Here is a 26637-nt window from a genome sequence, read left to right as displayed (position 1 = left end):
TAAAGATATGTTAAAAGGAATTTCTCCAAAATTAAGCCCCGAATTATTGTCTATTTTATATAGAATGGGGCATGGCGATGAAATCGTGCTGGCAGATGCACATTTTCCTTCTGAAACCTTTGGAAAAAGGGTCGTCCGGGCGGATGGTATTGAAGTGCCAGAACTTTTATCGGCTATTCTTCCCCTTTTTGAATTAGATCAATACGTGGAGGCTCCTTTGGTGATGACCAGTGCGGTTGAAGGGGATAGTTTGGACCCCAATGTGGAGCTTCGGTACCGCAGAAGTATTGCTTTGACTAATTCTTTTAATACCAAGATTGACTTTATTGACCGTTTTGCTTTTTACGAAAGAGCACAGAATGCTTTCGCTATTGTCCTAACAGGCGAATTAGCGAAATACGGAAATATTATTCTTAAAAAAGGGGTGACCCCGATTTCAACTTCAAATTCAATGTATTGTGGCTAGTCAGGCAAAAGTTGTAGAAAAGCAATATTTACTTCCCTTTGTGCTCATCACCAGTTTATTTGCACTATGGGGGTTTGCGAATGATATTACCAACCCAATGGTAGCAGCATTTAAAACGGTAATGGAAATTTCCAATGCAAAAGCATCCCTGGTGCAGTTTGCCTTTTATGGTGGATATGCTACCATGGCTATTCCTGCTGCTATATTTGTTCAAAAGTACAGTTATAAAAAAGGCATTCTTTTAGGCTTAACGCTCTATGCCATTGGAGCCTTGTTGTTTTGGCCCGCGGCTCAGTATCAGATCTTTGGATTTTTTCTGGTTTCCCTCTATATCCTGACCTTCGGTTTGGCTTTTTTAGAGACGACCTCCAATCCTTTTATCCTTTCCATGGGAAGTGAAGAGACCGCCACCAGACGATTAAATTTGGCGCAGGCGTTCAATCCCATGGGTTCTTTACTGGGAATGTTTGTGGCATCTCAGTTGGTATTATCCTCTTTGGAATCTGATAAACAGCGAAATGCTGCCGGAGAATTGATTTTCTCTTCTCTGGATGAATCCACAAAAGCGGTAATGCGAACCCATGATTTAATGGTCATCAGGAATCCTTATGTAGCACTCGGTATCGTGGTTATCGTGATGTTTGTCATTATCGCTATTGTGAAAATGCCTCAAACAGGGCACGCCAATAAAATAGATCCCGTGACTTCTTTTAAACGGTTATTGGCCAATAGTAATTATCGCGAAGGTGTAGTAGCGCAGGTGTTTTACGTCGCGGCTCAAATTATGTGCTGGACCTTCATTATCCAGTATGCGGATAATCTGGGGATTGACAAGGCGACAGCCCAGCGGTATAATATTGTGGCGATGGGGATATTCCTCGGGAGCAGGTTTTTCAGTACCTTCCTGATGAAATATGTCAATTCCAGAAGATTACTGATGATTTTTGCCATCGGAGCGATAGGTACCATGTCTGGCGTTATAATCTTTCAGGATTTAAAAGGCTTGTATTGCCTGGTTGCTACTTCTGCTTTTATGTCCCTGATGTTTCCGACCATTTACGGAATAGCGCTGGAGGGTATTGGGGAAGATGCCACTTTGGGCGCTGCCGGTTTAGTGATGGCCATCGTGGGTGGAGCCTTGATGCCTCCATTACAGGGAACCATAATTGATATGGGAACCGTGGGTGCCGCACCAGCTGTAAATGTTTCTTTTTTACTTCCTTTTATATGCTTTGTGATGATCGCCATTTATGGTTACCGAAGCTATAAAGCACATCAACAAGTTTGAAAATATCATACGATATAAATTTTAAAAAAATGAAAAATCTTCCAAATAAAGTAAAACAAGAAATTGCGAAAGTCTCTGAAATTGCCGGTTACCTTTGGCAAAGAGAGTGGGCGGAGAGAAATGCCGGGAATATTTCTATCAACCTAACGGAATTGTTCGGGGAGGAACGTCCTTATAATGAGGGACGTGTTTTTGATTTCAACTTTCCTGAGGCGGCAGCAAATATGATGATTTTTGTTTCCGGTACCGGTTGTCATTTACGCCATTTGGTCAATAGAATTGAAGAAGTAGGTTGTATTATTGCCATCAATGCGGATGCCAATGGATATTCTATCATTTGGGGGGGAGAAAAAGAAAATTTTAAGCCTACTTCTGAGTTAATATCCCATATTAAAATTCATTTGTTTAACGAAGTGAATAATCCTTCGCATAAAGCAGTGGTGCATACCCACCCTAATGAACTGATCGTTTTAAGTCACCATCCTATTTTTCAGGAGGAGGAAAAATTAAATCACAGTCTGTGGAAAATGTGTCCGGAAGTTCGGGTATTTGTTCCTAGAGGTGTGGATTGTACTCCATATGCATTATCCGGGACGGAAGCACTTGCGGATATTACCATTAAAGGGCTTGAAAAAAGAGATGTAATCTTATGGGAAAAGCATGGTGCCCTGGCTACAGGGGAGGATGTGGAAGCGGCTTTTGATTATCTGGATGTTGCGAATAAAGGCGCTAAACTTTTACTTTCCTGCTGGCAGGCCGGCTTCGAGCCTATTGGGCTTTCGGATCCTGAAATGGAAGAACTGGAAGGTCTGATGATGGAAATGGGATTAATATAATTGATCTATAAATAAATATGTATTTTTAAAAATTTGTCTTTATTTCTTAGGAAGGTAGAATGCCTGAGGGCTGAATACCTTCCCTTTTGGTGTTAAGGTATCTCCTTGGGTAATTCGCGTCACTATTTTAGGAAATGAAGTTTTCGAATTGTATATATTTCTCATTGGAATCAATATAAGCTCAATATTAATTGCAATCGATTGCATTTTTTAAAAAAAAATTGATTGATCTCTTGGTAATTTAGACTGATACTACGTATCTTTAATTAAGAAAAGGGAGATCGTCCTTTTTTTTAATTATGATAGCAATCGATTGTATTGGCTTGCTGTAGTAATTTTTTCTGTCACGTCCTGAATACGTTGACACCATTTCAACGTAATAATACTCCCCAGAGAATTATACTATTTGAATAATACAAGTAGGAGTGGAGCCTCCCGGCGGGTCATTTTGATAGCTCATCCATGCAGCAAATAGCATTTGCTATTTGCTTGGCATGAACTCCCCATCAAAACGTTTCTTCCTTCTTTTCTCAAGAGGTTTATTACTTTCCCTATTCTTGAGTTTTAATTGATAGTAATTCTTCCATAATTTTTTTATTGGCCCACTCATCTGATGGGCTTGATCCGGAGTTAACATGTTGATACTTAAGTGAGGCCTGTTGAAATTGTAAACCTCTATAGCATCGCTTGTCCAGGCAAATGCCTCTTCAAAACTCATAAATCGGGCACCCAAGTCCAATTCGTCCTTTAATATGCCATTCACGCGCTCGGCAGCAGCATTTTGATAAGGATCATAACTTTCCGTCATACTTATGCTGACACCGGCATTTCTTAAATCCTGTACGTATTTATTACTACAGTATTGAACCCCACGATCTGAATGATGAATAAGAGGTAAATTCTTGTTTTTTCGTTGTTTAAGCGCCATTTTCAAGGCTTTTCTGCTTTCTTTAGCGGCAAGAGATCGGGAAAGATGCCACCCAACAATTTTGTGAGAATACAAATCCGTAATCAAGTGCAGATAACAAAAATCCTCTGGGCCTAACAACTTTATGTAGGTGATATCTGCAGCGTATTGCTCATCAGGTCGGGTGGGTGTGGTTCCCTGAATTAGATTCTTATATTTTTTGAAACGATGATTTGAATTGGTGGTGATCGCCCGGTTCCTTTTCTTTTTTATCAATAAATTATTTTCTCTTAGAATGGTAAATAATTTATCTCGGCCTATATAAATGCCTAATTCCTTAAGCTCTTCATTGAGTACATGATAAAGTTTTCTTGTGCCTAACTTCCTCAATTTAAGTTTTTTTCTCTTTCTCTTGACCTGCTCAACAACAACTTTTTCCATTTCATAATGAGACATCAAGACATCTTCATGCTGGTACCAGGCTTGTCGGGTATATCCAAAACAAGCGGTAATTCGATTTAATCCGACAGCTGGATACCGCTGCTTCATTTTGTCGACCGCTTCCCACCAACTTTTTTTTTAAAGTTAATACCTGTTGATTCAGAGGCGATATCGACAATAATCTCCATAGCCTCAGCCTTTAACTCTGCATTTTCTTTTTCCCGCTGAATTTCCATAATCAGTTTTTTCAAAGCCTTAGGATCATCCGGTAATTCACTTTTTTTCATCTTAGGTCGAATTTTATACTTTTTTTGGATTAACTCTTCATACCACCAACACCAGCGTCGAAGGGTTCGCTCATTGATTCCGTAATCATCCAAAATTTCTTGTTTTGAAACAAGTTTGGCGTAATATTTTTGAACAAGTGTCCGTTTTTCTTTAACACTAATGGATTTTTTTTCTTTTTGTACTTTAGTCATAATTCTTGAAATCAATAAATTATATTATTGGTGTCAAGTAATTTTAGGACGCTACAAATTTTTATATAAATTTGCTTATGTTAAATAATAGATTAAAACAATCACACCAACAAGCGATTGGTGTGATCCTAAAACGGAAATAAATTATTGAAATTTGGCAGGTTCTAAATTAGGAATCATGAAGTGAATGATGGAAAGAATCACTAAATATGCCATGCCAGCGATGAGAAACATCCAGAAATAAGCACCGCTCCCCATCAAGTCCAAGTATCTTCCCATCAGGAAATCAATGGACATCCCGGTTAGTGCGCCGACCATTCCTCCAATCCCCACAACAGAGCCCACAGCATTTTTGGGCATTGTCTCAGAAGCCAGGGTGAATCCTCCGTTCGCATATTTTCCAGCCATTTGGTGCCCCAACTCACTACTGAACGCAAGTGATAGCGACCAGTGAGCAAACTTGCCCGTGTTGGAGCACATACCGGAGAAACATAAACTTTTCGAAAAGCGCGCTCTCCGATGCTACCTGATCAAAGTGCAGCGTTTTCAACCAGAGATTTCCATTGACGGAAAAATGCCCCCAGCCCTGATCATCGGATAAATCAAGACCATATTTGGTGGTTGGTCTTGCTTTAATGATTTAGTACAACTGATACATAAAAGCAACAAAAAAGGTTATGATAGCCACTTCATTTCAAAAAAAATCTTTAAGTCTACGCTTCAAAAAGTGAATATATAAGCGGAACACTGGTGGGGGTATTCTACCAAAATAAGGGTCTATTGCAATAATTTGGACATTTTAAACGATCCTCCCCTACTTTTTTATAATGATCAAAGCGATTACCATTCAAAAAACCGCCTCCTTTATTACACTTCCGCACTAATTCACTTTGTCCAAAACATTTCATCAACCATTATTTTAACCCGTCATATGAATTGCCTGATTCAACAAATAGGTTCAGGTGGTTTGTTGTCTGTAAAAATTGTCCTCCTGCCCCCATTCAGCATTATAACAAAAACTGGCTAATTGTTTTAAAGCCACTCCTGAGCGTAAAACATTCATTTTCGTGGGGAAACCTTCTCAAAAGGACTGATTATAACGAGGTTAAGAAGTTATTAAAATTCAAAGCTTCCAACCATTTACCAAACATAAAAATTTTTAATGTTGATCATAAAACCTATCAATAGTTATTATGCTAAATTATTCCCAATGGTTTCGGATTTTTGCCCGTAGTTCTAAAAATCCAATCGCATAATGATTCAAAAATCTACCAAATCTAATTTCATTTCTGGCTTCTTGGTTTTCCTCATTGCCCTACCCCTTTGTTTGGGGATTTCAAAAGCCAGTGGATTTCCCCCCATTGCCGGAATTTATACGGCTATCATCGGTGGACTCATCGTCACCTTTCTTTCGAAAGCTCCATTAGCCATCAAAGGCCCGGCAGCGGGCTTAATCGCCATCGCCATTGGTGCGGTGGAAGAACTTGGTGGAAATGACCCGTTTTTGGGCTACCAGCTTACCCTTGCCGTTATCGTGGTATCCGGCATACTACAAATTCTGATGGGTATAGCGAAATTTGGAAAAATGGGAGATATGTTTCCTATTTCTGTAATCCGGGGAATGCTGGCGGCTATCGGCGTGATCATTATCAGCAAACAGATTCACGTCATCATGGGCGTGGTTCCTCAGTCTAAATCTCCATGGGACTTATTAGCGGAGATTCCGCACAGCATCCTGCATCTTAATCCGAAAGTCACCGTGATTGGGCTACTGAGTCTCGCCTTGCTTTTCGGACATCCTTATATTAAAAACAGTACTATCAAGAAATTACCGGCACCGCTATTGATCTTGTTGATGGCGATTCCATTAGGTTTTGTCTTTAATCTCTCTCAGGCTCATAGCTATACTTTAGGCGCATTACAATACGAAATCAAGCCTGCTCAATTTTTGGTGGTTCTTCCGGATAGTTTTATGAGTGGTATCACCTTCCCTGATTTCTCCCAATTGCTCAGCTATACTTCGATCAAGTACATTCTCATGTTTACATTGGTGGGCAGCATTGAATCGGTTTTAAGTGCCAAGGCAGTGGACGCTCTGGATCCAAAGGGAAGGGAAACAAACCTGAATCAGGATTTGGTAGCCGTAGGGATTGGTAATACCATTGCCGGCCTCATAGGCGGATTACCCATGATATCGGAAATTGTGAGAAGCTCAGCGAATATTAATGCGGGTGCCAAAGGCCGAATGAGTAATTTTTACCACGGGCTATTTCTTTTCCTCTTCGTATTATTAGCAGCAGCCATAATCAAAATCATCCCCAATGCAGCACTTGCAGCGATGTTGGTCTATACAGGTTTTAAGCTGGCTTCTCCTACGGAATTTAAGAAGATCAACAGTGTTGGCCTGGATCAAATCTCTCAGTTTCTCACCACTTTAGTAGTAACCCTCCTGACGGATCTATTGGTAGGTGTTGCTGCAGGAATTGCACTAAAAATAGCGATAGAACTTGTTCAGGGCGTAAAGGTCAGAGAAATGTTTGACCTGAAAACACAGGTGGCTGCTGCGGAAGACGGCATGGTGATTAAATTTTCCGGCGTCGCTTCTTTTATCAACTATTTGAAATTCAAAACGCTTATCGATGCCCAGCCTAAGAATCAAAAAATTGTACTGGATTTTAGTGAGGCTTACTTCATTGATCACACCTTCCTGAATAATATTCACAATATTCAAAATAAATTTACCAAAGAAGGAGGAGAGTTAATAAAAGCTGGTTTTGAAAACCATCATTTCCAGTCCAAACATCATCTATCCACCAGAAGGTTGATTAATAATCCATATCGAAAAACTTCCATTCCTTCAGCCCTTTCGAAGCGGGCGACCATTATTCAAAAAATGGCCATGGCAAATGGATTGGACTTCGAAGCGCACCTGAGCCCCTCTTTTGTTCGGCCATATCTAAGTGCCTTTTCCATTTTGACGAGGCTGCGCAGAGCAAAAAACTTTGTCCTCGGAACCAGAGAACATTACAGTTTTATGATTTGTGATATTTCATATGTGAATGTGGGCGATTTTTCTACCGAAACCAATTCTGCCACTATCGCATTGATTTTCAATATTGCCAAAGGGGGAGTGCCCGACTTTTACACCCAGAAAAACAGTGATTTATTTCATCTGGCCAATCAATATGATTTTGAATTGATGCCTAAATCCAAAGACTTGCCTTTTGAGGTATATGGGAATAATGCATCGCTCACAGATAGCTTCTTTACTCCAAAAATGGCAACGCTCATCGCGGAACAGCCTTACCAAATTGAATGTAAACGCCGGGAGATGTTAATTCATAAAGATTGGCAACGAATTTCCGAAGGAGCATCAATGGAGGATTTTCTACATTATGTAGACCAATTGGCTTCAGAGGTGGTGCGTAAAAGGCTGGAGGAGGCTACTGTTAATAAAATGTAAATATGATAGCATACCAATAGTGGGTTTTGAGTCCACCAGGAATGGACTAACTGGCTATAGGGATATTTACAACTATTGTGTTTGTTGTGGAGTAGAACGGATCATTGAAAATTCGCCCTCTTATTTTATTCGAAACACAATAGCAAAAGAGAAAGCGAGCGCTCAAAAATTTAGAGCTCGCTTTCCTTCTTTCTTGACTTACTAAGCGCTAAGCTTATAAGAAAAAAGCGATTACCATTAAATTTATGCCCAAAACCAGGAAATAGCACCTGTTTGGGAACTTAGAAATCGATCGGAATCTTCCACTCATAAGCTACCGTTCTTCCTATTTCAAATTACTTACCGCTAGAGGAGGGTAATCACAATAATCTCCCTATTATCAACAAGTTTCGATCGGATTTACTGATTTTTAATAGCCCAAATTTGAGAAATCTGGTATTCTTTTTATTTATCTGATCTAAAAGGCAAAGTTCTAAATAAGTAAAATTCTCTCATTTTTCCCGCCTTTCTACCAAATGAGGTTTTGGTATGAATAATCCAGTATAATTCAAAATCGTATATAAAAAAAAGCGCATTTTCATGCGCTCTAATTCTTTATTAACTACAACGTATATCAAATAAGGAAACCGGGAAATTCGGATCCTTACGCTTACAAACCACCCTGATGGCAGATGTTCGTACCGGAGCAGCTAAAACAATATGGTTCCAGGAGTTACGATTATCAGATTTTTCAAATAATAAATTTTCCTGATCATCATAAACCTTAAAGGCCTCCACACAGAAAGGTACCACCTGCTCAGGATGGCCAAACTGAGAGGATTCCATCGGATGGTCAAAATCCGCATCAAATACCAGATCAATATGCTGAAAAGTAACCGCTTGGTTCCAGCTTACTGTCAATGTCGGCTCTTCCTCGGTTGGATCTGCTATCCATGCATTGGTTCCTAAAACTGGCCGGTTAATGCCATTTTTCAACTGTTCCACTCTACCCACCGGCAAGGCATTTTCAAAAGTCATGGCAATGTTTTTTCCTTTTGGGCGACGTTCCGGCGTCCAGAATTCAAATGCATCCACTCCAATATCTTCCGTTGGTTCCTGGGCTCCATAGTTGGATACTTCAATATTTTGTTTTCTGAATACAGACAAAATACCACTTACCCGAAGATCTGATTCTATTAGAGAAACGGCGGGATTCCTTTCGAAACTAATGAAATAATAGGCCGTGGCCGGAATCTTAGTCTCGAATTTCACCTCAATTTCTTGCCTTCCTTTCTTCAGTTTTATGGTTTTCGATTCCATTTCTCCCTCCGGCGTAAAATTGGTCTCCACTTTCGAGGCTCTCAAACGCACCAACAATTCCGTATCTTCAGAAGCCTCCACAGGCAAACTAAAGCTTACACTATCGCCTAAAGTATAAGGGATAATCTGTGCTGTAGGCATATTGAGTACCAATTTACCCGCACCTGCCGGTAACGCTCGCATTTCCCAGGCGGAAGAAACGGAAATGTTTCCTTGTTGAGTTAAATCCTGAGCAGATTCCAGTTTCAGGCCCGGAATGTAGGCATTCTGTGCCAATAAGGTTTCCTGAATGGACTGGATTGCTTTTCCTTTAATTGCTTTTGCTGGGTATAAATTATGTTTAATACAATAGGCAGCGGCAACGCCTACCGCTTCTGCCTGTACGGCACAAGTCGCCATTACACGAGTAGATCCAAACGCCACATGAGACGCACTAACGATTCGGCCTCCAAAGAACAGATTGTTCACATCTTTACTGATGCTAATGCTCAATGGAATCTGATAAACCCCTTTGCCATGCCACTGAGAACAACTGGATAAGGGAGAATATACCCCATCTGCGGGATGCAAATCCAGGGCCCATCCTCCAAAGGCAACCGCATCCGTATGTGTTCTCTGCTCGATAATATCCTGCTGTTTCAGCATCGTTAAACCTTCAAAACGACGGCTCTCGCGCTTCCCTGGTACGGTACCTACCCATTCCAGGGTCAGGTTTTCCGCTTCGGGGAATTTACCGGAATTCTTTATATAATCCCAGATACCATAAACGACTCTCCAGAGCTCGTACTTTATTTCTTCCGTCTGGTGAATGGTGTCCAACCGGCCACCATACTCTATCCACCAATAATTACATCCGGTATGCTCAGGACGGATTTTGGCGAATTTTGGTAATTTGGTAATATCCTTCAATGCGTGTGCCGGCGCCACGTATTTTGTAGGACGGCCGGTATCTTTGGTATAGAAATATATAGTATGCCCCAATAACTCCCCGTATTTCTCCACATCCGGCGCCATTTTCTCTCCAAACGCTTCCACACGCTCTGCTCCCATGCGAAAAGCCGCACCCGCCAAAAAGGAGACGATTCCATCCCCGGAAGCATCCATAAAGTACTTACCTTTTAATTTATAAGCCGTGGAATTCTGCGCATTGAAGGCCGATACCTCAGTAATCGTTTCGCCCGCTTTGTCTACCGCAAAGGCTGCGGTATTGAGCAACAAAGTAATATTTTCCTCTGCCTGAACTTTATCCAAGAGAATATGATCGAAAAAAATGGGATTTCCTTCCCGGTTACGATAAAGGTTCTCCTCCATGATCTCCCCGATCACTCCACCTTCACGAGCCCAGCGATTATTATTTCCCATATGAGAAGTAGCGCCCAGGCTCCACAAACGAACTTCACTGGAAGCGTTGCCACCCAACACCGGACGGTCCTGAACCAACACCACTTGCAAACCCTGTCGGGCTGCAGATATGGCCCCACATGTTCCGGCCAGCCCTCCTCCGACAATCACTAAATCAACATTAATATTAACTTCCTTCGTCGCTCTTGCCGACTCAAAATTTACTATTTCCATAATTTTAAAAAAATATATTCAGCAGTTAGGCAGTCTCCAACGCTTTAGTTTTTTGTTTAGCTTCTATTTTGCTTTTAGTCCAGACAAAATAGGATAGTCCGAAAATTAAAACCGAAAGTACCAACAGGTACATTGTTCCCGCAGAAGCCAGTAAAGCTATGCTCGCCAACAATACGCCCACTGCGGTTAAGGAATAACTCATTACTCGTAGGCTAAAGGCATTGGTCTGACCGGCTTCTTCCACTTCCGCTCTTCTAATGGCTATTTCCGGCACGCGAGTTTCAGCAATTGACTTCACCAAAGAATAATAAATTTCACTAGTGGTCAGTAAGACTAAAGGGATCAGTACTCCGAAAAGCATTTCCTCGGCACGGTTAAGACCACCCCAATTCATGAAGGCCGGTGCAAATTTCAGACTAATATTAATCAGCAAACTCACTGATGTAATCGAAATAAAGCCCTTTCCACTTAGGCGTTTAGAGAATAAGCTCCAAATTGGGGGGCCATAAAGAGATACCCCTGTAACAGCACTTATACTTAGAATCACATTTACAATTCCACCTGCTAATGGCACCAATAAAGCCACCCCTATCGCGCAGCAACCACACAGGATGGTCGCCAAACGAGCAACTTGAATGAGCTGCTTGCCCTTTAGTTGCGGTAAAATTCTTAAAACAATATCATTGGTAATAACGGCTGCCGAAATATTCAGTGCTCCATTTACCGAACTCGCCGTGGCGTACAACATTCCACCAATCATCAAGCCTAACATACCGGCAGGCAATACCTTTTGACATATCAAAAGATAGGCCCCTTCCATATCCAGACCAGAAAGATTAGGGTCTATCAATTTGTATAACATCGGAGGCAGCATCCACAAAACGGGCGAGAAGGTATACAAGCACCCAAATAAATAAACTACTTTTTTAGCTGCTTTCCTATTCCCTACTGAGGTGTATCGTTGTATATATGCCCAATTACCCCCCAGGAAAATAGCGTTATAAATGCCAAAGGAGAAGAGGAATAGCGGATTATACTTTTCATTGGTAATGGCAAAGAATCCTTCAGGTGCTTTCCCAAATAAAGCTTGCACCCCACCAATTTCTTCAAAGGAAAGAGGTAATACCACTAATATCGCACAGGTCAGAATGATAAATTGCAAAACATCGGTCACCATCACGGCCTTTAGGCCTCCCAAAGTGGTGTACAATATCATGAATAAGCCCAATACCACTATACACCGGTAAACAGAGACATCCATCGAGACACTTATAATTTTCGCTACCGGATATAAAAATGCTCCTGTATAGGCCAGCGACATAAAAAGAAATATGTATGTAAACAATTTCTGCGTGCTATCCCCAAAACGGTATCGTAAATATTCGGCGGCAGTCAGCGCTCCGGTTTGATGCCATTTTCCGGCAATAAATTTTCCCACCAGGAAGCCGGCCACACACATGGTCCATTGTATTCCAATGGCTACCGCACCATATTCATAAGCGATAGCTCCCCAAACCACGAAAGTCCCGGCACTAAAAAATCCCATGAATAGGGACAAACCACTCATCGCCCAGGGCACAGATCCCCCGCCCGCAAAAAAGCTTTTCATGTCCTTTTCCCGGGCAAACAACAAGCCCACCGCTAGTACGATGAGGGAAAAAAGTCCAATTACCAAGTAATCAAATGTATTCATATTAAAAAATTTAATTGCTAAAACCCTGTATTTGTGAGACAGGAAGCGCCATTATCAGGAAAATGAAGCTAATTTTTTCGCCACCAGCCCCAAATAAGCCCAAGGGGTTTATCTTCAGGCTATAGCGATCTTTTTCCCGGAATTATTAAATAGCCCAAAATGCGATATGCTTACTTTCCCCTCCTTACACTTATGCTTTGTAAAAAAACCGAAACGAGGAAATTCAACCATTTTGGCCGCCTTTCAGCGATAGGAAGATGGAAGCAGGCATCTTTCGGCTTAAAATTCATTTAAAAATAAACTCCTCTCTAACAAGTATTACAAATAAGGGGGAGCTCGGGAAAAGAAAGGGGGGACAAAAAACCAATAAATTAAGGTTCATTTATTTTATCCCTGTTGTTAATGGTTGCGACTAATCCTATATAGTAATAATAAAGTCAGCCTCAGCAGTCGCTACTGGGGGATACACTACATTTCTAGAGAAAAGACCTATTATGATGCTCATACCTCCGCCAAAGCACAATGCATTTTTAAATTTTAAAACATAGCGAGGAAATGATGAAACAAATGGAGCGGTTTCACTTGTTTTAAAAATACAAGGTCGTTATTTCAAATAATAATCAAGAAGTCTAAATCCGATCATTAACTGTTCTTTATTTTCCAATAAAATGAAAAGCCATGAGCAGTGAAAAATCACTTTATGAACGACTTGGTGGAATTGAGGGGATTACCACTATCGTTGATGACATTATTGATTTGCATTTCGCCAACCCCGGCATCAAGGCGCGATATATGCCTTTAAAAGAAAATCCTGAACATTTTGCAGAGGTAAGAAAACATCTCATTCATTTCTTAGCCGCAGGTAGCGGAGGGCCTCAGACTTACGAAGGCGGGGATATGGTCACTGTGCATACCGGCATGAATATCTCCAAAGCGGAATATATGGACGTAATGGATGATATCATGGCCGCCTTAGACAAAAATAACATTAGTGAAGATGCTAAGAAAGACGTTTTGGCGATCGCCTATTCTTTGAAAGGCCAAATGATTGGAGTTTAGTTAAATGGCATCACAAAAACACCAATAGCCTGCTATTGGCAAAGGGATGTACATTCCAGAAACATGATTTTCGGAAGTCTGACTTTAAATTCCTGATAAATTCTCCCATTTGGGGGAATTTTTTTCCCATTGTAATCTTTACCTGAATTATCTATCGATGTAACTTAAATGAATTATAATCAAATCACAACGAACGTTTTTTTGATTTTTAATACCCGCAATTTTGGGAAGCTAGATTTCTACTTATTCATCTTTTGGGTTGGGGAAAAATGAAACTGAGAAAATGCTTTAGAGCATGGTTTAATCTGAATTATTCATCAAAAGATCCACAATAAAACAACATTCCCCTCTACCTCAGGGTATTATGATTGCATTTACTGTTTTTTAGGCCAAATTTTGGGTAATGCATGTATAAAAGCATAAAATCCGGCTGCAAATTATTGAATCGATTTTGGCTAATTTCACAATAGGCTGCTGCTCACTCCAAATAATTGGAGATGATCACTGCTGAAAGATTCTTTCTTGACGAATTTGGCTGTAAAAAACGCTCTGAGCGAGGAATTAAGAATGCTTAGTTCCTCGGCCAGAGCGGTATGATCGGGATTTGCTCTTCCTCCTTAGGTTCATCCCATAAAAACTATAAAGGGGAAGGATATTCCTTTATTCAAAAGCAAACTCCACATGCTGACTTTCATCCGCAGAAGACTTGCCTATCCACAAATCGAATTTGCCGGCTTCACTTCCCCATTTTAAGTCACTGTTATAAAAACTGATAAGGGATTCATCAATGGTGAAAGTGACCGTCCGGCTTTCTCCCTTTTTCAAAAAGACTTTATCAAATCCTTTCAGTTCCTTTACCGGACGAGTGACGGAGGCGGCTTGATCATGCAAATAGAGTTGGACAATTTCCTCTCCGTCATGATTCCCCGTGTTTTTTATGGTGATAGAAGCCTCAATTTCCCCTCCAGCGCTGAAGGTTTTCCGGCTCAAAGAAAGACCACTATACTCAAAAGTAGTATAACTTAAACCATGTCCAAAAACATATAAAGGACTGTTCGGCACATCCAGGTAGGAAGATTTGTAATCTGCCCATTGATTGGGATCCAGTGGTCGACCCGTATTTTTCGCATTATAATAAATGGGGCACTGCCCCACATTTCTGGGAAAACTCATCGTCAGTTTGGCCGAAGGATTATAATCTCCGGAAATAATATCCGCAATGGCATGCCCGGCCATGGTACCCGGATACCAGGCCTCCACGATGGCCTGCAGATTTTCATCCTCCCATGATAAATTCAGGGGACGACCATTGAGCACTATCAAAATGATAGGCTTTCCGGTTTTTTTCAGCTCCATCAACAATTTTCGCTGTGGGACGGGTAACTGAATATTGGTACGGCTGGCCGCCTCTCCGGACCAGTTAAAGTCCTCTCCCATGGCGACAATGATTTTGTCGGCCTGCTTGGCAATATTAAGCGCCTCTTCAAAGCCTTGTTCTTTCTCCTCATTTAATAAATCACAGCCCTTGGCATACAAAAATTCCATCCCACTGTCCTGGTATTTCTCCTGAAGGCCTTCAAATATCGTTACGGATTCTTCCCGATTTCCCCGGATAGCCCATTCTCCATTCAGGCTATTTCTTTCCTTAATCATGGGCCCGATCAGTGCTATTTTTTCTCCGTCGGTCTTCTGAAGGGGTAAAATATCTCCCTCATTTTTAAGCAAGACAATAGACCTTTGGGCGCCTTTTCGGGCTTCTTCCAAATATTCCGGCTTTCCGATTGTTGCTTTCTCCCGCTCCGGATCCATATATCGAAAAGGGTCTTCAAAAAGTCCCAGCATTACCTTCATTTCCAATACCCGGGCAGCTGCAATATTAATCTGTTCCTCCGATATTTTTCCCTGATCATATAAGGTTTTTAAATGCTGCACAAAAGCGGCACCATTCATATCCATATCAATACCAGCCTGAGCAGATTTCAAGGCGGCCTCCTGCAAATCAGCCGCATAGCCATGGTCAATCATTTCATTGATGGCGGTATAATCCGTTACCACCATTCCCCGGAAATCCCATTGGTCTCTTAAAATATCGGTATATAAATATTTATTACCCGTAGCCGGAACACCCGCTATTTCATTAAAGGAAGTCATAAAAGTAGCGACCCCGGACACTATACAGGCTTCAAAGGGCGGGAAATAAGTTTCAAATAAGGTGTGTCGCGAAACATCTACCGTATTGTAATCACGACCTGCCTCGGCAGCTCCATAAGCCACAAAGTGCTTCGCACAGGCCAACATGGTATTGGGCTTGGCAAAATCCTGCCAGCTATTGATCCCCTGAAAACCTTTCACGCGGGCCTTGGCGATGGCTTCCCCCAGGAATACATCCTCTCCGGCGCCTTCCATTACCCTGCCCCAGCGGGCATCACGCCCCACATCCACCATGGGGGCGAAAGTCCAGGAAATACCCGCCGCAGTAGCTTCTTCCGCAGCGATGCGGGCACTTTTTTCCATCAAGTCCAGGTCCCAGGAGCAGGACTCGGCCAGCGGCATGGGAAAGGTGGTCTCATAGCCATGAATTACATCAGCGGCGAAGAGAATGGGAATTTTAAGTCTTGATTTGGACATCGCCTGCTCCTGTAGCTGTCGCAAACCTTCCGCTCCAAAGACATTGAACATGGAGCCCACCATTCCTTTTTCCAGATAAGTTTTGAACTCATCCCCAATTTCCGGACCGGTGACTGCTCCCTGACCGGCAAACTGCGTCATCTGCCCAATCTTCTCCTCCAGGGTCATTTGACGAATCAGATCATCTACCTTTTCTATAGTGGCCGGATCGTTGGTGTAACTTTTCCAGCCACTCTCTGTGGCGGATTTTTGGGCGCTGGCACAGAAGGCCAGCAGCACAAAAATGCCCATATTGAAAATAAACTTCATCTTCCTCATTTAATATTGTGGTTGTTGCTCCAACACACCATTGGTGCGTTCAATTTCTTGCTGAGGTACCGGCAAAATAAAGTGAACCGCCGGGTCAAAATTGGATTTCCCATGGATAGCCATCTGTTCAGACGCATAGCCGGGTTGCTTGGCATCCATTCGGATCAAATCAAAATACCGAATGCCTTCCATTCCAAACTCCACCTGTCTTTCTTTCCAGATGAGTTCTCTTAATGCCGCCTGAGCGGTTTCCGTTATTTCCGGAAGAATGTCCGCATTCTCCCCTCTTGCACGGGCTCTCACCTCTTCCAAATAAGTTAAAGCGACCGTGGAATTCCCCAACTCATTTGCACATTCAGCAGCCATCAACAGCACATCCGCATATCGAATATGGTACAGGTGACCTCCTCCATTGCCTACATCATTAACAATTTCACTTTCTGCACGATAAGCTTTCTGATTATAGGCTCCGATGCCATCCACATCCGGCACTTCAAAGCCATCACGGGTAATTTCACCGGCATACAAAAAAGTAGCTTCTCTTCTTGGGTCATCTGCCTCATAGGCACCTTCCAGTGCATCAGAAGGAATATTAAAACCCCAGCCCCTGTTCAAATCACCTCTCACTCCCTGAACCTGATTGTACTGGGAGCCTACTCCCCCTTCCGGGGTCGCGGTGGCGAACATTTCAAATATGATTTCTTTACTGGCATGGCCGGCAGGGGTAAATAAATCCGCATAGCTCTCAAATAAAGCATACTCATTGGAAGCAATGACTTCCTGAAATAAGTCAAAAGCACTTTGATAATCTTGTTGATAGAGATAAGCTTTGGCCAATAGCGCCTGGGCTGCACCTTTAGTTACACGTCCGAGGTCTTCCTCTCCCAGTTCACTTCTTAAGGGTAATTTTTCAATGGCATTGCTCAAATCCGTGGTGACCTGCTCATACACCTCCTCTTCAGTATTGCGCGGAATAGAATATTCATCAATATTCGGGACACTGGTCCGGATAGGGACTCCCCCAAAAGAACGCACGAGGTTGAAATGAAAGAAACCTCGGAGAAATTCCATCTCCCCGGTGAATCGATTACGGCTTTCTTCTGACATTTCCACGGCTCCAATATTATCTAACACCTGATTGGCACGATTGATCCCGAAATAATTACCGGACCACCAGCCAAAAATTTCCGGATTGGAGGGATTAAAAGTAAAATTATCCATTTCGATTTGGGAGGGACCATCCTCGGTGGTACTTCCTTTATCCGCATCATCGGAGATAATACTATTACACCCTAAATAGGGAAAGGCGGAGAGTTCCCAGCGCAATAATGTATTGTAGGTGGCAAATACGGCCCGTTCTACATTTTCTTCGGAGGTAAAGAAGGTATTCGGGGACTGCTGGCCCTGCGGATTCTTCTCCAAAAAGTCCTCGCAGGCACTGAATATCAATAGGAAAAACACCGGTATTCCGATTGACAATTTATTTTTTATCATGGAGTTCATAAGGCAAATGGATTAGAAGGTGACATCGATTCCCAGAGAATAAATAGAGGGCACCGGATAAGTACCCAAGTCAATCCCGTTGGCAATAGGACTGGTGGAGATAATCTCGGGATTAAAGCCACTATAATCCGTGATGGTCAACAGGTTGGTTCCGGAAACATAGACGCGCAATTTCTTAACATAAAAGCGCTCCGATACATCAGGATTGATGGTGTAACCAATACTCAAATTATTCAGTCGGAAGAAAGAACCATCCTCGATAAAACGATCTGAAACATTATAATTCACCCCGGAATTGGTCACCCTGGGTTCTGAATTAGAGGTATTGGGACCCGTCCAACGATTCAGGAAGCTGGTCTCATAATTGACAATATCCGGACGGACTTGCTTTTTACCATTGTAAATATCATTTCCGGCCTGCCCGGCCCAGTCCATTGCAAAATCGAAGCCCTTGAAGTCAAAGCTGAAGTTCAAACCAAAAACCATGGTAGGGGTAGGATTCCCGATAATGGTCCGGTCATCGTCATTAATGACATCATCTCCATTAATATCACGGAAACGTAAATCCCCAACTTCCGCATTGGGTACCTGGGCAAACTGTGTAAGATCATCAGTGGTTTGATTGACGCCAACTACCTCATATCCATAGAAAGAACCTATCGGCTCTCCTACACGCGTAAGAGAAACATTGTAACCACCAAAATTTAGGGAACCATCAATGATTTCATTTCCGATTTGGGTTACCTCATTGTTTACGGTAGAAAAATTAGCCCCAACATGGTAAGAAAAATCCCCTTTGGTATCATCCCAATTAATCGAAAGGTCAATACCATCATTGACTACCTCTCCGATGTTCACCGTTTGTCGCGCATCAAAACCGGTATTGGCCGGCACAGGAACACTTACCAATAAATCAGTGGACGTTCGGTTATAATAATCAAATTCTGCCGTCAGGCGCTGCTCCACAAATCCTATTTCAAAACCAATATTATATTGCTCAACCGTCTCCCATTTCAAATCCGGATTGGGCAAATCCACTGCCGTTGATCCGGGTCGACGGACTGCCGGTACTCCGGTGGTATAATCAAAGCCGGTCGAGATGGTGGCCTGAGAGGCATAATCCCCGATTTTATCGTTACCGATTTGTCCATAAGAACCCCGTAGTTTAAAATTGGAAACAGCGCCTATATTATCCTTAAAAAACGATTCCTCGGACATTCGCCAACCTAATGCGACGGAGGGGAAAGCGGCATAGCGATTATTCTCCCCAAAGCGGGAGCTCCCATCCACCCGGATGGAGGCGGTTAAGAGATATTTATCCATCAGGGTATAATTTACCCGTGCCAGATAGGACAGCAGGCTGGACTGATTGGCAATATTCCCATTGGTCTGCCCGGCCTGATCTCCGGCATCCAGATACCACAAATCCTCAGAACCTGGTGGTACATTTAGTCGGGTACCGGTCAGGGACTCATTATGAAAATCCTGTATGGTAATCCCGGCTACAGCACTGATCAGATGATCTTCGCCAATTTCCTTATAGTAACTAAGGGTATTTTCCCACAAATAACTGATGAATAAATTATTGGTGATGGTCAGCCTGGAATTGAGATTTTGCTGTGTGGGCGAGACCAGAAATTCCGGCACATAATTCCTGTTTTTACTTCCGTTGATTTCCCAACCCACATTGGTCTTGAATCTGAAATCTTTCAAAAAAGAAATTTCACCAAAGAGCGTTCCTACTGTCCACAATCTGCGGGTTTCATTATTGGTTTCATAAAACAACTGCGCCGCCGGATTGGCCACATTAGTGCTAGAGGCGGCAAAGCTGCCATCGGCATTTTTGGGAACGTCCGTGGGAGCCATCATATAAGCATTTTGCAATACATTTCCCGGGACAAGGTCTTCTGTAATAAAGCTGAACTGAAGGTTATGGCCTACTTTAAACCAGTCCGCCACCTGATAGGTATTATTGATCCTTAAGGCCAAACGATCATATTCCGACCCTTTCACTACCCCTTTTTGCTCAAAATAACTTAAGCTCACATTATAGGTGGTCTTTTCTGAACCCCCATTAAAGGAAAGCTGATGGTTTTGCATGGGCGCCACCTCTAAAACTTCATCAAACCAATCGGTATTGGCCAGTCCTTCCAAATCGGGAAAAGGTATTTCCGATCCGGTATTCACCGCTGATTCATTAGCCAGGGTGGCATATTGCTGGCCGTTTACCATATCGATCCTTTTCTGCACATTCTGAAAGCCTACATAGCCCGAATAATTAACATTACTCGTACCCTTCACCCCTTCTTTGGTGGTAATGATGATTACCCCATTGGCACCCCTCGAACCGTAAATGGCAGTGGCCGATGCATCCTTCAGCACCTGCATGGATTTGATATCGTTGGCCGAGAGATAAGAAATATCATCCAGCAACATACCATCCACCACGTAGAGCGGACTCGCATCCCCGGTAGTTCCTACCCCACGAATCCGAATTACCGGCGCTGCACCAGGTTGCCCTTGTTGCACCACCTGTACGCCGGAAACTTTTCCCTGAAGCGCATCAGTCGGATTGGCCGAGGGAACCGAGGTCAGTGCTTCGGCATCAATAGTGGAAACGGCTCCGGTGAGGTCCTTCTTTTTCTGCACCCCATAACCGACCACCACAATTTCATCGAGCTGTTCTACATTTTCCTGAAGAGAAATATCAAAAACCGTTTGGTTCCCAATCTCCACGGTTTGGTTTTTGAATCCGATATAGGATACTTCCAACATTAAATCACCCTCCTCTATTTCCATGGAAAAGGCGCCATTAATATCGGTTACCGTTCCTCGGCTGGTTCCTTTCACTACCACATTCGCACCAATAATCGGTTCCTGGTCCGTAGAAGAAATGACACTTCCACTGATGACTTGCTGTGCTTGAGCCAGGCCGGTTTGAAACTGAAAAATGAGCAGGCAAAGCAGCCAGGGGACATGCTTTCTCCACCCTCGAAATGTAAATTTTCTCATGGCATTAGTTTACTGGTTATTCAGTGGTTTAACTAACGACAGCGGATAAAGCTTTGAAAATCGAAAAATTGTGCAATTTTATTAAAAAAATTATACTATTTATTGTTTATGGAGCATTAAAGCCTGAAAATCAATTCAAATCTGCAGACATCTCCTCCCTTTTTTACTTATTGATGTTGGAAATAAAGATCAGGGAAAATCTTATACCTGAAAAAAGTTTTGTTTTAAAAGAGGCTTTGGTGAATGATAAAAAGAGCTTAATACCAATTGCCTAATGAATTTGCCGTATAGTGGAAAGGGTGCTGGCTTTTGCGGACAATCCAACTATTTTCCATTTACCGCAAAAACCTACAAACAATTGTGAAACGGCGATTTAAGCGCAAATTAAGAAGCGCTCCAAACGGCTTAAATTCGAATTGTTGGAAGCGATTTGGGCTTTTCACCACCCTCTAAGCTGAATTATTCAAGGCTATATTTGGTGGTTCATTTTAAGCTAAATTATTCAAGGCTAAACTCATTGACTAAGCACAGGCAATTTATTCTCAGGTATTTCCAATACGTCTTCTTTGATTTAGAAAAGCCCAATTTTAGACAAGATTGCTTTATGCTCAATCAACTGTTTTTTTAGAAAATTTTAAATAAGAAACTATTCCTTCATTTTCCCGCCCAGCAGCAAAACGAGGATAGAAAAATAAATAAATCCGGCTTAACACCTCTTTCCCGGATTGGAAATTCCTATTCACAATTCTCTATAAACCAAATAGAATGATCTTAATTTCCTTCAGAATCAAGGGAAAGCCATTATCCCATACCAACTCAACAAAGATAAGATAGTCCCATTATGAGTGATTATTAGCTTAACCCCTGCAGCGCATTATCCGTAACTTGTGACTACATTTTATGCATGAATAAACTTTTTAATTCTGACTATCAATAATTAATGATAAGCGAAATTTTGGTCGACCATCATTTATCAGGATTCATTTTTTACCAAAATTACTATGCAAAATTTTTCCCTCAAAACACTCCTTTTGGTACTGTTTTACCTTTGTGTACCATTAGGACTTATGGCGCAGAATGTGGTTTCCGGGGTGGTGACTGGCGATGATCAGGAGCCCATTCCCGGTGTCAACATCCAAATAAAAGGCACCGCTAAAGGAGTAATTACCGATTTTAATGGTAACTATCAGATTCAGGTAAGCCCGGAAGACATCCTGATGTTCTCCTTTGTAGGCTATCAGGATCAGGAAATTAAAGTAGGCAACCAAAGCCAAATCCATGTTCAGCTAAACTCCTCAGTCACCGAACTGGAAGAGCTGGTAGTGGTTGGTTATGGTGTACAAAAGAAAAGCGTGGTAACCGGAGCGATTGCCAGTGTGAAACCCGAAGAGATCGAGGCTACCCCAATTTCTGACGCCAGCCAGGCACTACAGGGCCGTACTTCCGGTGTCATGGTACAGATGAACTCCGGTGCACCCGGGGGTGGCGTCAACGTAAAGGTCCGGGGAATTGGTACCAACGGTAACTCGAACCCGCTTTACATTGTGGACGGACTACAATTAACCGACATCTCTTACCTTTCTCCAAATGACATCCAGTCCATGGAGGTGTTGAAAGATGCCGCTTCTGCAGCAATTTACGGTGCCAGAGGTGCAAATGGAGTGGTTTTAATCACGACCAAACAAGGAAGCAAAGGGAACCTGAAAGTAACTTACGATGGTTATTATGGACTTCAAAGTCCCTGGAAGCAGGTCGATATGATGAACGCCAACCAATACATGAATGCCATTAACACGGCTTCTATTTGGGATGGTAATGAGCCGAAATTCACCGATGCGCAGATTGCCGGAAATACGGTGGACACCAACTGGCAGGACGAACTGTTTGTTACCGCACCGATCACTAACCATGCGGTGGGATTCACCGGAGGAAACGATGTTTCTTCTTTTAGTGCGGCTTTGGCCTATTTTGGACAGGAAGGTATTGTGATGGGGGGAGACAAATCCTTTTATAATCGGTATAACTTCAGATTGAACTCTACCCACAAGCTGAGCAAGACGATTACTTTCGGTGAAAACATGACAGTTGTCTTTGATAATGGAAGTAATGTCAATGAAAAATCTGCGGGAGGGCCTTTATTCATGTCTTACCTCTATGATCCGATCACACCAGTAGTGGAGACTGATCCTGCCAAAATCGCGAGCTATCATCCCAATTCCGTATTGAATGATGCTGGCTATCCATACGGTCAGAGTGAGTACAACATCAACCAGGTAACGAATCCCATTGGAATGGCGGCGAGGACTTTTAATGAATATAATACCCGTATCATCCGCGGTAATGTCTACCTTGATTTCGATCTGAAAAATGCCTTACCGGGCTTGAAGTTCAAAACTGACCTGGGAATCAATTCCACCAATAGTTTCAGTCGTAACTTTAACCCTATTTATTATTTGACCAGTTTCCATACGGCCAACAAAAACTCCCTGATCAATAATACCCGTCAGAATTTACAGCTGCAGTGGGAGAATGTGTTGTCCTATCAAAAGACCATTGGTGCGCATGATTTTTCTATCATCGCGGGTAATACAGTTTTAAATTCAGATAATTATTACTCCCGCACCAATACCGCTGGTATTTACCCGAATGACTGGGACTTTGCCTGGGCCAGTAACGGCGATAAGGAAAATATGACGGTGGAATCCATGTTGAATCGAAACCGTATGTTATCCTTCTTTGGTAGGGTAAGTTACAACTATAACGAGCGCTATATGGCCACTGCTACCGTTCGTCGGGATGGTTCTACACGCTTTGGAGAAAATAATCGCTTCGGTACTTTCCCCTCAGTTTCTGTGGGTTGGAATATAAGCAATGAAGATTTCTTTGATTTCGATTATAATACATTCTCTCTAGCTAAAATTCGGGCTTCCTGGGGTCAGGTAGGTAATGACCGCATTGGTGACTGGGGTTATATTTCGGCCATTCAAAGATCAGAAGTGTATCAGATCAATGATCTAATGGTACAAGGATTTGCCCCTTTACAGGCGGCCAACCCAGACCTGAAATGGGAAACTTCTGAAACCCTGAACTTTGGTCTGGATTTAGGATTCTTCCGAAATAAACTGACCTTCACCGCAGAATACTACGACAAAATCACCCGTGACTTGTTGTTTAACATGCCGATTCCATCATTCGCTGGAGTTTCTTCCCCATTGGCCAACATCGGATCGGTATCCAATAAAGGGGTGGAACTGGATTTGAGATTTACGGAAGAAGTGGGAGATTTCAAATTCGACATCATTGCCAATGGATCTTACAATAAAAATGAAATGCTTTCTTTGGAAAATCAGGAAGGCTATTTCAATGATCCAACCAACAACCTTTATGGTACCATGCTGGGTAAAAACCGTGTGGAAGTGGGCTATCCGATGCCTTTCATGTTTGGCTATAAAACGAACGGTATTTTCCAAAATGAAAATGAGGTAAATGACCACCGAAATTCAGAAGGCGAACTGATTCAGCCCAATGCCAAGCCAGGTGATATCCGCTATGTGGACATTAATGGAGATGGAAAAATCGATGATGATGACCGAACGCAAATCTCCAATGCCGTACCAAAATGGAATTACGGCTTCACCCTGAATATGAATTATAAGCAATGGGATTTCAGTGCTTTCTTCCAGGGACAGGCGGGTTACGATATCGTGAACCTGATCAGAAACAACAATGAGGCTTATGCCAATATGTCTACCAGAGCGCTGGGGCACTGGACCGGCGAAGGTTCCACCAATGACTATCCGGCATTGAGTCTGGCAGACCCTAACGGTAACTTCTCCAAGATCAATGACATGGTGCATGTGGAAAACGGCTCCTACATGAGATTGAAAAACCTGCAGGTCGGATACAGCTTCAATAAGAATGTATTAGAAAAAATGCACCTTTCCCGCCTGCGTGTATATGTTTCCGGTCAGAACCTGTTGACTTTCACCAATTACACAGGGGCAGATCCGGAATTGGCGCATGATGATTTAATGCGGTTCGGAGTTGATAATGGCGGTTACCCGCAGGCCCGAACTATTTTGTTGGGTGTAAATGTTGGATTTTAATTTTTTGCCAAGATGAAAAAGCTTTTTTTATTTTTAATATTATTGGGGGGGTGTAACTTCCTCGACCTTGACCCTATCGATCGTATCTCCTCTGACACCTATTATTCTTCTGTAGAGGAGGCGCATCAGGCACTGATCTCTTGTTATGAGCCTATTCGCCGAACCAGAATCAGCCCGTCCAAGGGTTTCCCTTTATATTCCTTGTCACTTTTCTGTACCACCATGTCTGATGATGCCAATGGTGGCGCCATTACCATTCAGTCTGGTAACCCCTATCAGGAGGCCAATCTGCTGGATGTAAATCCGGCGCGTTCGGAGGCCTTTTGGGCAAGAAGTTACAGTGGTATTGCCCGCGTAAATAATTTACTGGACAACTGGAGTAACATTCAGGTGAAGCCGGGAGAAGAAAGTGCGGCCCAGTATATTCAGGCAGAGGCCTACTTCCTACGTGCACATTACTATTTTGAATTACTTCGCTTGTATGAAAATGTCATCCTGACCACTAGCGGCCAAATCGGGGCGAATAACTTCAGAGATTTTGAGCAGGAAGATCCGCATGTGGTTTATGCACAGGCTACAGAAGATTTTCTTAAGGCAATTCCGCTAATGGCCGAAAGCACGGAAGCCATCGAAAGAGGGCGCGTTCATAAGTATGGTGCCGCGGCGGAGCTGATCAAAATGTTCATGTTCTACACGGGCTTTTATCAGAAAGATGCCCTTCCATTGCCTGAAGGAGGACAATTTACCAGAACAGAAGCCATTGCTTTGGCGGAGGACATCATGACAAAGGGGCCAGCAACTTTGGCGACGAATTATGCCGATATTTTCCATCCGGTGGATGGGGATTATCACCCGGAAGTATTATTCGAAATACCTTTCATGGATGGAGAAGCATGGCCGGCCTTCACTAACGGACTGACCGGTAATCTGGAATGCCGTGCTTCCGGCCCTATCAGTGCCTTGGGCAATGCTTTTCCGGGATCCTTATTTGGTCCTGGCTGGGCAAACGGTACGGTAAGAAGATCTCTGGTGGACATTTTTGAACCCCAGGATGATCGCCTGCCGGCGACTATTATTGATGCGCAAACCATTATTGATTCACAGGGAGGAGCTCCTTTGGTGATTGGTTGGCAACACACTGGCCTTTATTCCAATAAATATTCGACGCATACGGAGATTCAGCCGGCGATTAGTCCAAACACGAATTACAGTCAGAATTACCACTATATTCGTTTGGCGGACATCTACCTTTTAGCCGCAGAAATGTATTATGATGCCGGAAATGTAGGTAAAGCCCTAAGCCTGGTCAATGATATCCGTGGCCGTGCCAATGCCAGTATCTGGAACAGCTTCGCTAATGGTAAAGAAAGCATACTGGAAGAAAGAAGAAGAGAATTGGCCCTGGAGGGACACCGTTACCATGACCTGTTGCGTCAGGGATTAAATTATGCAAAAAGCAAACTGGATGTGAAGGATTACCAGCTGGACGAAGATCCGGATAATCCGGTAAACGGTGACGTGGGTAAGGCTTCCGATTTTGAGGTAACTTTCAGAACAGAAAGAAGAGGATTCC

At 42.7% G+C, this 26637-nt stretch carries 16 protein-coding genes; 8 read left to right on the top strand and 8 right to left on the bottom strand.

Annotated features, from left to right (window positions below):
• Positions 1-7: 7 nt before the first annotated feature.
• Genes fucU through rhaD form a run of 3 tightly spaced genes read left to right on the top strand, consistent with a single transcriptional unit; the run spans position 8 to position 2590 of the window.
• On the top strand, positions 8-466 hold the full coding sequence (fucU, locus tag AAA970_RS22505; protein WP_338239131.1) for an L-fucose mutarotase: 459 nt from the start codon (positions 8-10) through the stop codon (positions 464-466).
• Complete coding sequence (gene fucP / locus AAA970_RS22500; protein ID WP_338239130.1) at positions 459-1754, top strand: L-fucose:H+ symporter permease; 1296 nt, start codon at positions 459-461, stop codon at positions 1752-1754. Before fucU ends, fucP begins: the two co-directional genes overlap by 8 nt.
• A gap of 29 nt (positions 1755-1783) precedes the next feature.
• Positions 1784-2590, top strand: coding sequence for a rhamnulose-1-phosphate aldolase (gene rhaD / locus AAA970_RS22495; protein ID WP_338239129.1), 807 nt, complete (start codon positions 1784-1786; stop codon positions 2588-2590).
• 481 nt (positions 2591-3071) lie between these two features.
• On the opposite strand, the gene AAA970_RS22490 is transcribed toward rhaD, so the two are convergent.
• The 3 genes from AAA970_RS22490 to AAA970_RS22480 all read right to left on the bottom strand — a co-directional run bounded on the left by AAA970_RS22490 (position 3072) and on the right by AAA970_RS22480 (position 4897).
• On the bottom strand, positions 3072-4046 hold the full coding sequence (locus tag AAA970_RS22490) for an IS3 family transposase (protein ID WP_338237972.1): 975 nt from the start codon (positions 4044-4046) through the stop codon (positions 3072-3074).
• Positions 4043-4417, bottom strand: coding sequence for a hypothetical protein (locus AAA970_RS22485; protein ID WP_338237973.1), 375 nt, complete (start codon positions 4415-4417; stop codon positions 4043-4045). Before AAA970_RS22485 ends, AAA970_RS22490 begins: the two co-directional genes overlap by 4 nt.
• Before the next feature lie 144 nt (positions 4418-4561).
• On the bottom strand, positions 4562-4897 hold the full coding sequence (locus AAA970_RS22480; RefSeq protein WP_338239128.1) for a hypothetical protein: 336 nt from the start codon (positions 4895-4897) through the stop codon (positions 4562-4564).
• A 775-nt stretch (positions 4898-5672) separates the two neighbouring features.
• Between AAA970_RS22480 and AAA970_RS22475 the strand changes: the two genes are divergently transcribed.
• Entirely contained in the window at positions 5673-7880 is a 2208-nt protein-coding gene (locus AAA970_RS22475; protein WP_338239127.1) for a SulP family inorganic anion transporter, read from the top strand.
• A 597-nt stretch (positions 7881-8477) separates the two neighbouring features.
• Here AAA970_RS22475 and AAA970_RS22470 read toward each other — a convergent pair.
• Entirely contained in the window at positions 8478-10754 is a 2277-nt protein-coding gene (locus AAA970_RS22470; RefSeq protein WP_338239126.1) for an FAD-dependent oxidoreductase, read from the bottom strand.
• A 25-nt stretch (positions 10755-10779) separates the two neighbouring features.
• Positions 10780-12447 (bottom strand): sodium:solute symporter family protein, encoded by a 1668-nt coding sequence (locus AAA970_RS22465; protein WP_338239125.1) that lies wholly within the window; start codon positions 12445-12447, stop codon positions 10780-10782.
• A 678-nt stretch (positions 12448-13125) separates the two neighbouring features.
• Between AAA970_RS22465 and AAA970_RS22460 the strand changes: the two genes are divergently transcribed.
• On the top strand, positions 13126-13506 hold the full coding sequence (locus AAA970_RS22460; protein ID WP_338239124.1) for a truncated hemoglobin: 381 nt from the start codon (positions 13126-13128) through the stop codon (positions 13504-13506).
• Positions 13507-14166: 660 nt separating this feature from the next.
• On the opposite strand, the gene bglX is transcribed toward AAA970_RS22460, so the two are convergent.
• From bglX to AAA970_RS22445, 3 genes are read right to left on the bottom strand one after another with little or no spacing between them, the layout of a single operon-like run.
• On the bottom strand, positions 14167-16443 hold the full coding sequence (gene bglX, locus AAA970_RS22455) for a beta-glucosidase BglX (protein ID WP_338239123.1): 2277 nt from the start codon (positions 16441-16443) through the stop codon (positions 14167-14169).
• A 9-nt stretch (positions 16444-16452) separates the two neighbouring features.
• On the bottom strand, positions 16453-17946 hold the full coding sequence (locus AAA970_RS22450; protein ID WP_338239122.1) for a RagB/SusD family nutrient uptake outer membrane protein: 1494 nt from the start codon (positions 17944-17946) through the stop codon (positions 16453-16455).
• Between the two features lie 12 nt (positions 17947-17958).
• A complete protein-coding gene (locus tag AAA970_RS22445; protein ID WP_338239121.1) occupies positions 17959-20958 on the bottom strand; it encodes a SusC/RagA family TonB-linked outer membrane protein in 3000 nt (999 codons plus the stop codon).
• Positions 20959-21011: 53 nt separating this feature from the next.
• Between AAA970_RS22445 and AAA970_RS22440 the strand changes: the two genes are divergently transcribed.
• From AAA970_RS22440 to AAA970_RS22430, 3 genes are all read left to right on the top strand, one after another.
• On the top strand, positions 21012-21233 hold the full coding sequence (locus tag AAA970_RS22440) for a hypothetical protein (RefSeq protein WP_338239120.1): 222 nt from the start codon (positions 21012-21014) through the stop codon (positions 21231-21233).
• Positions 21234-21959: 726 nt separating this feature from the next.
• Entirely contained in the window at positions 21960-25064 is a 3105-nt protein-coding gene (locus tag AAA970_RS22435; protein ID WP_338239119.1) for a SusC/RagA family TonB-linked outer membrane protein, read from the top strand.
• 12 nt (positions 25065-25076) lie between these two features.
• The coding region (locus AAA970_RS22430; protein WP_338239118.1) for a RagB/SusD family nutrient uptake outer membrane protein at positions 25077-26637 on the top strand (1561 nt) is incomplete at its 3' end.

Origin of the sequence: Persicobacter diffluens, assembly GCF_036244895.1 — a bacterium.
GTDB lineage: Bacteria > Bacteroidota > Bacteroidia > Cytophagales > Cyclobacteriaceae > Persicobacter > Persicobacter diffluens.
The sequence above is the reverse complement of the archived record's forward strand: the minus strand, read 5'-3'. Positions and strand labels throughout refer to the sequence as shown.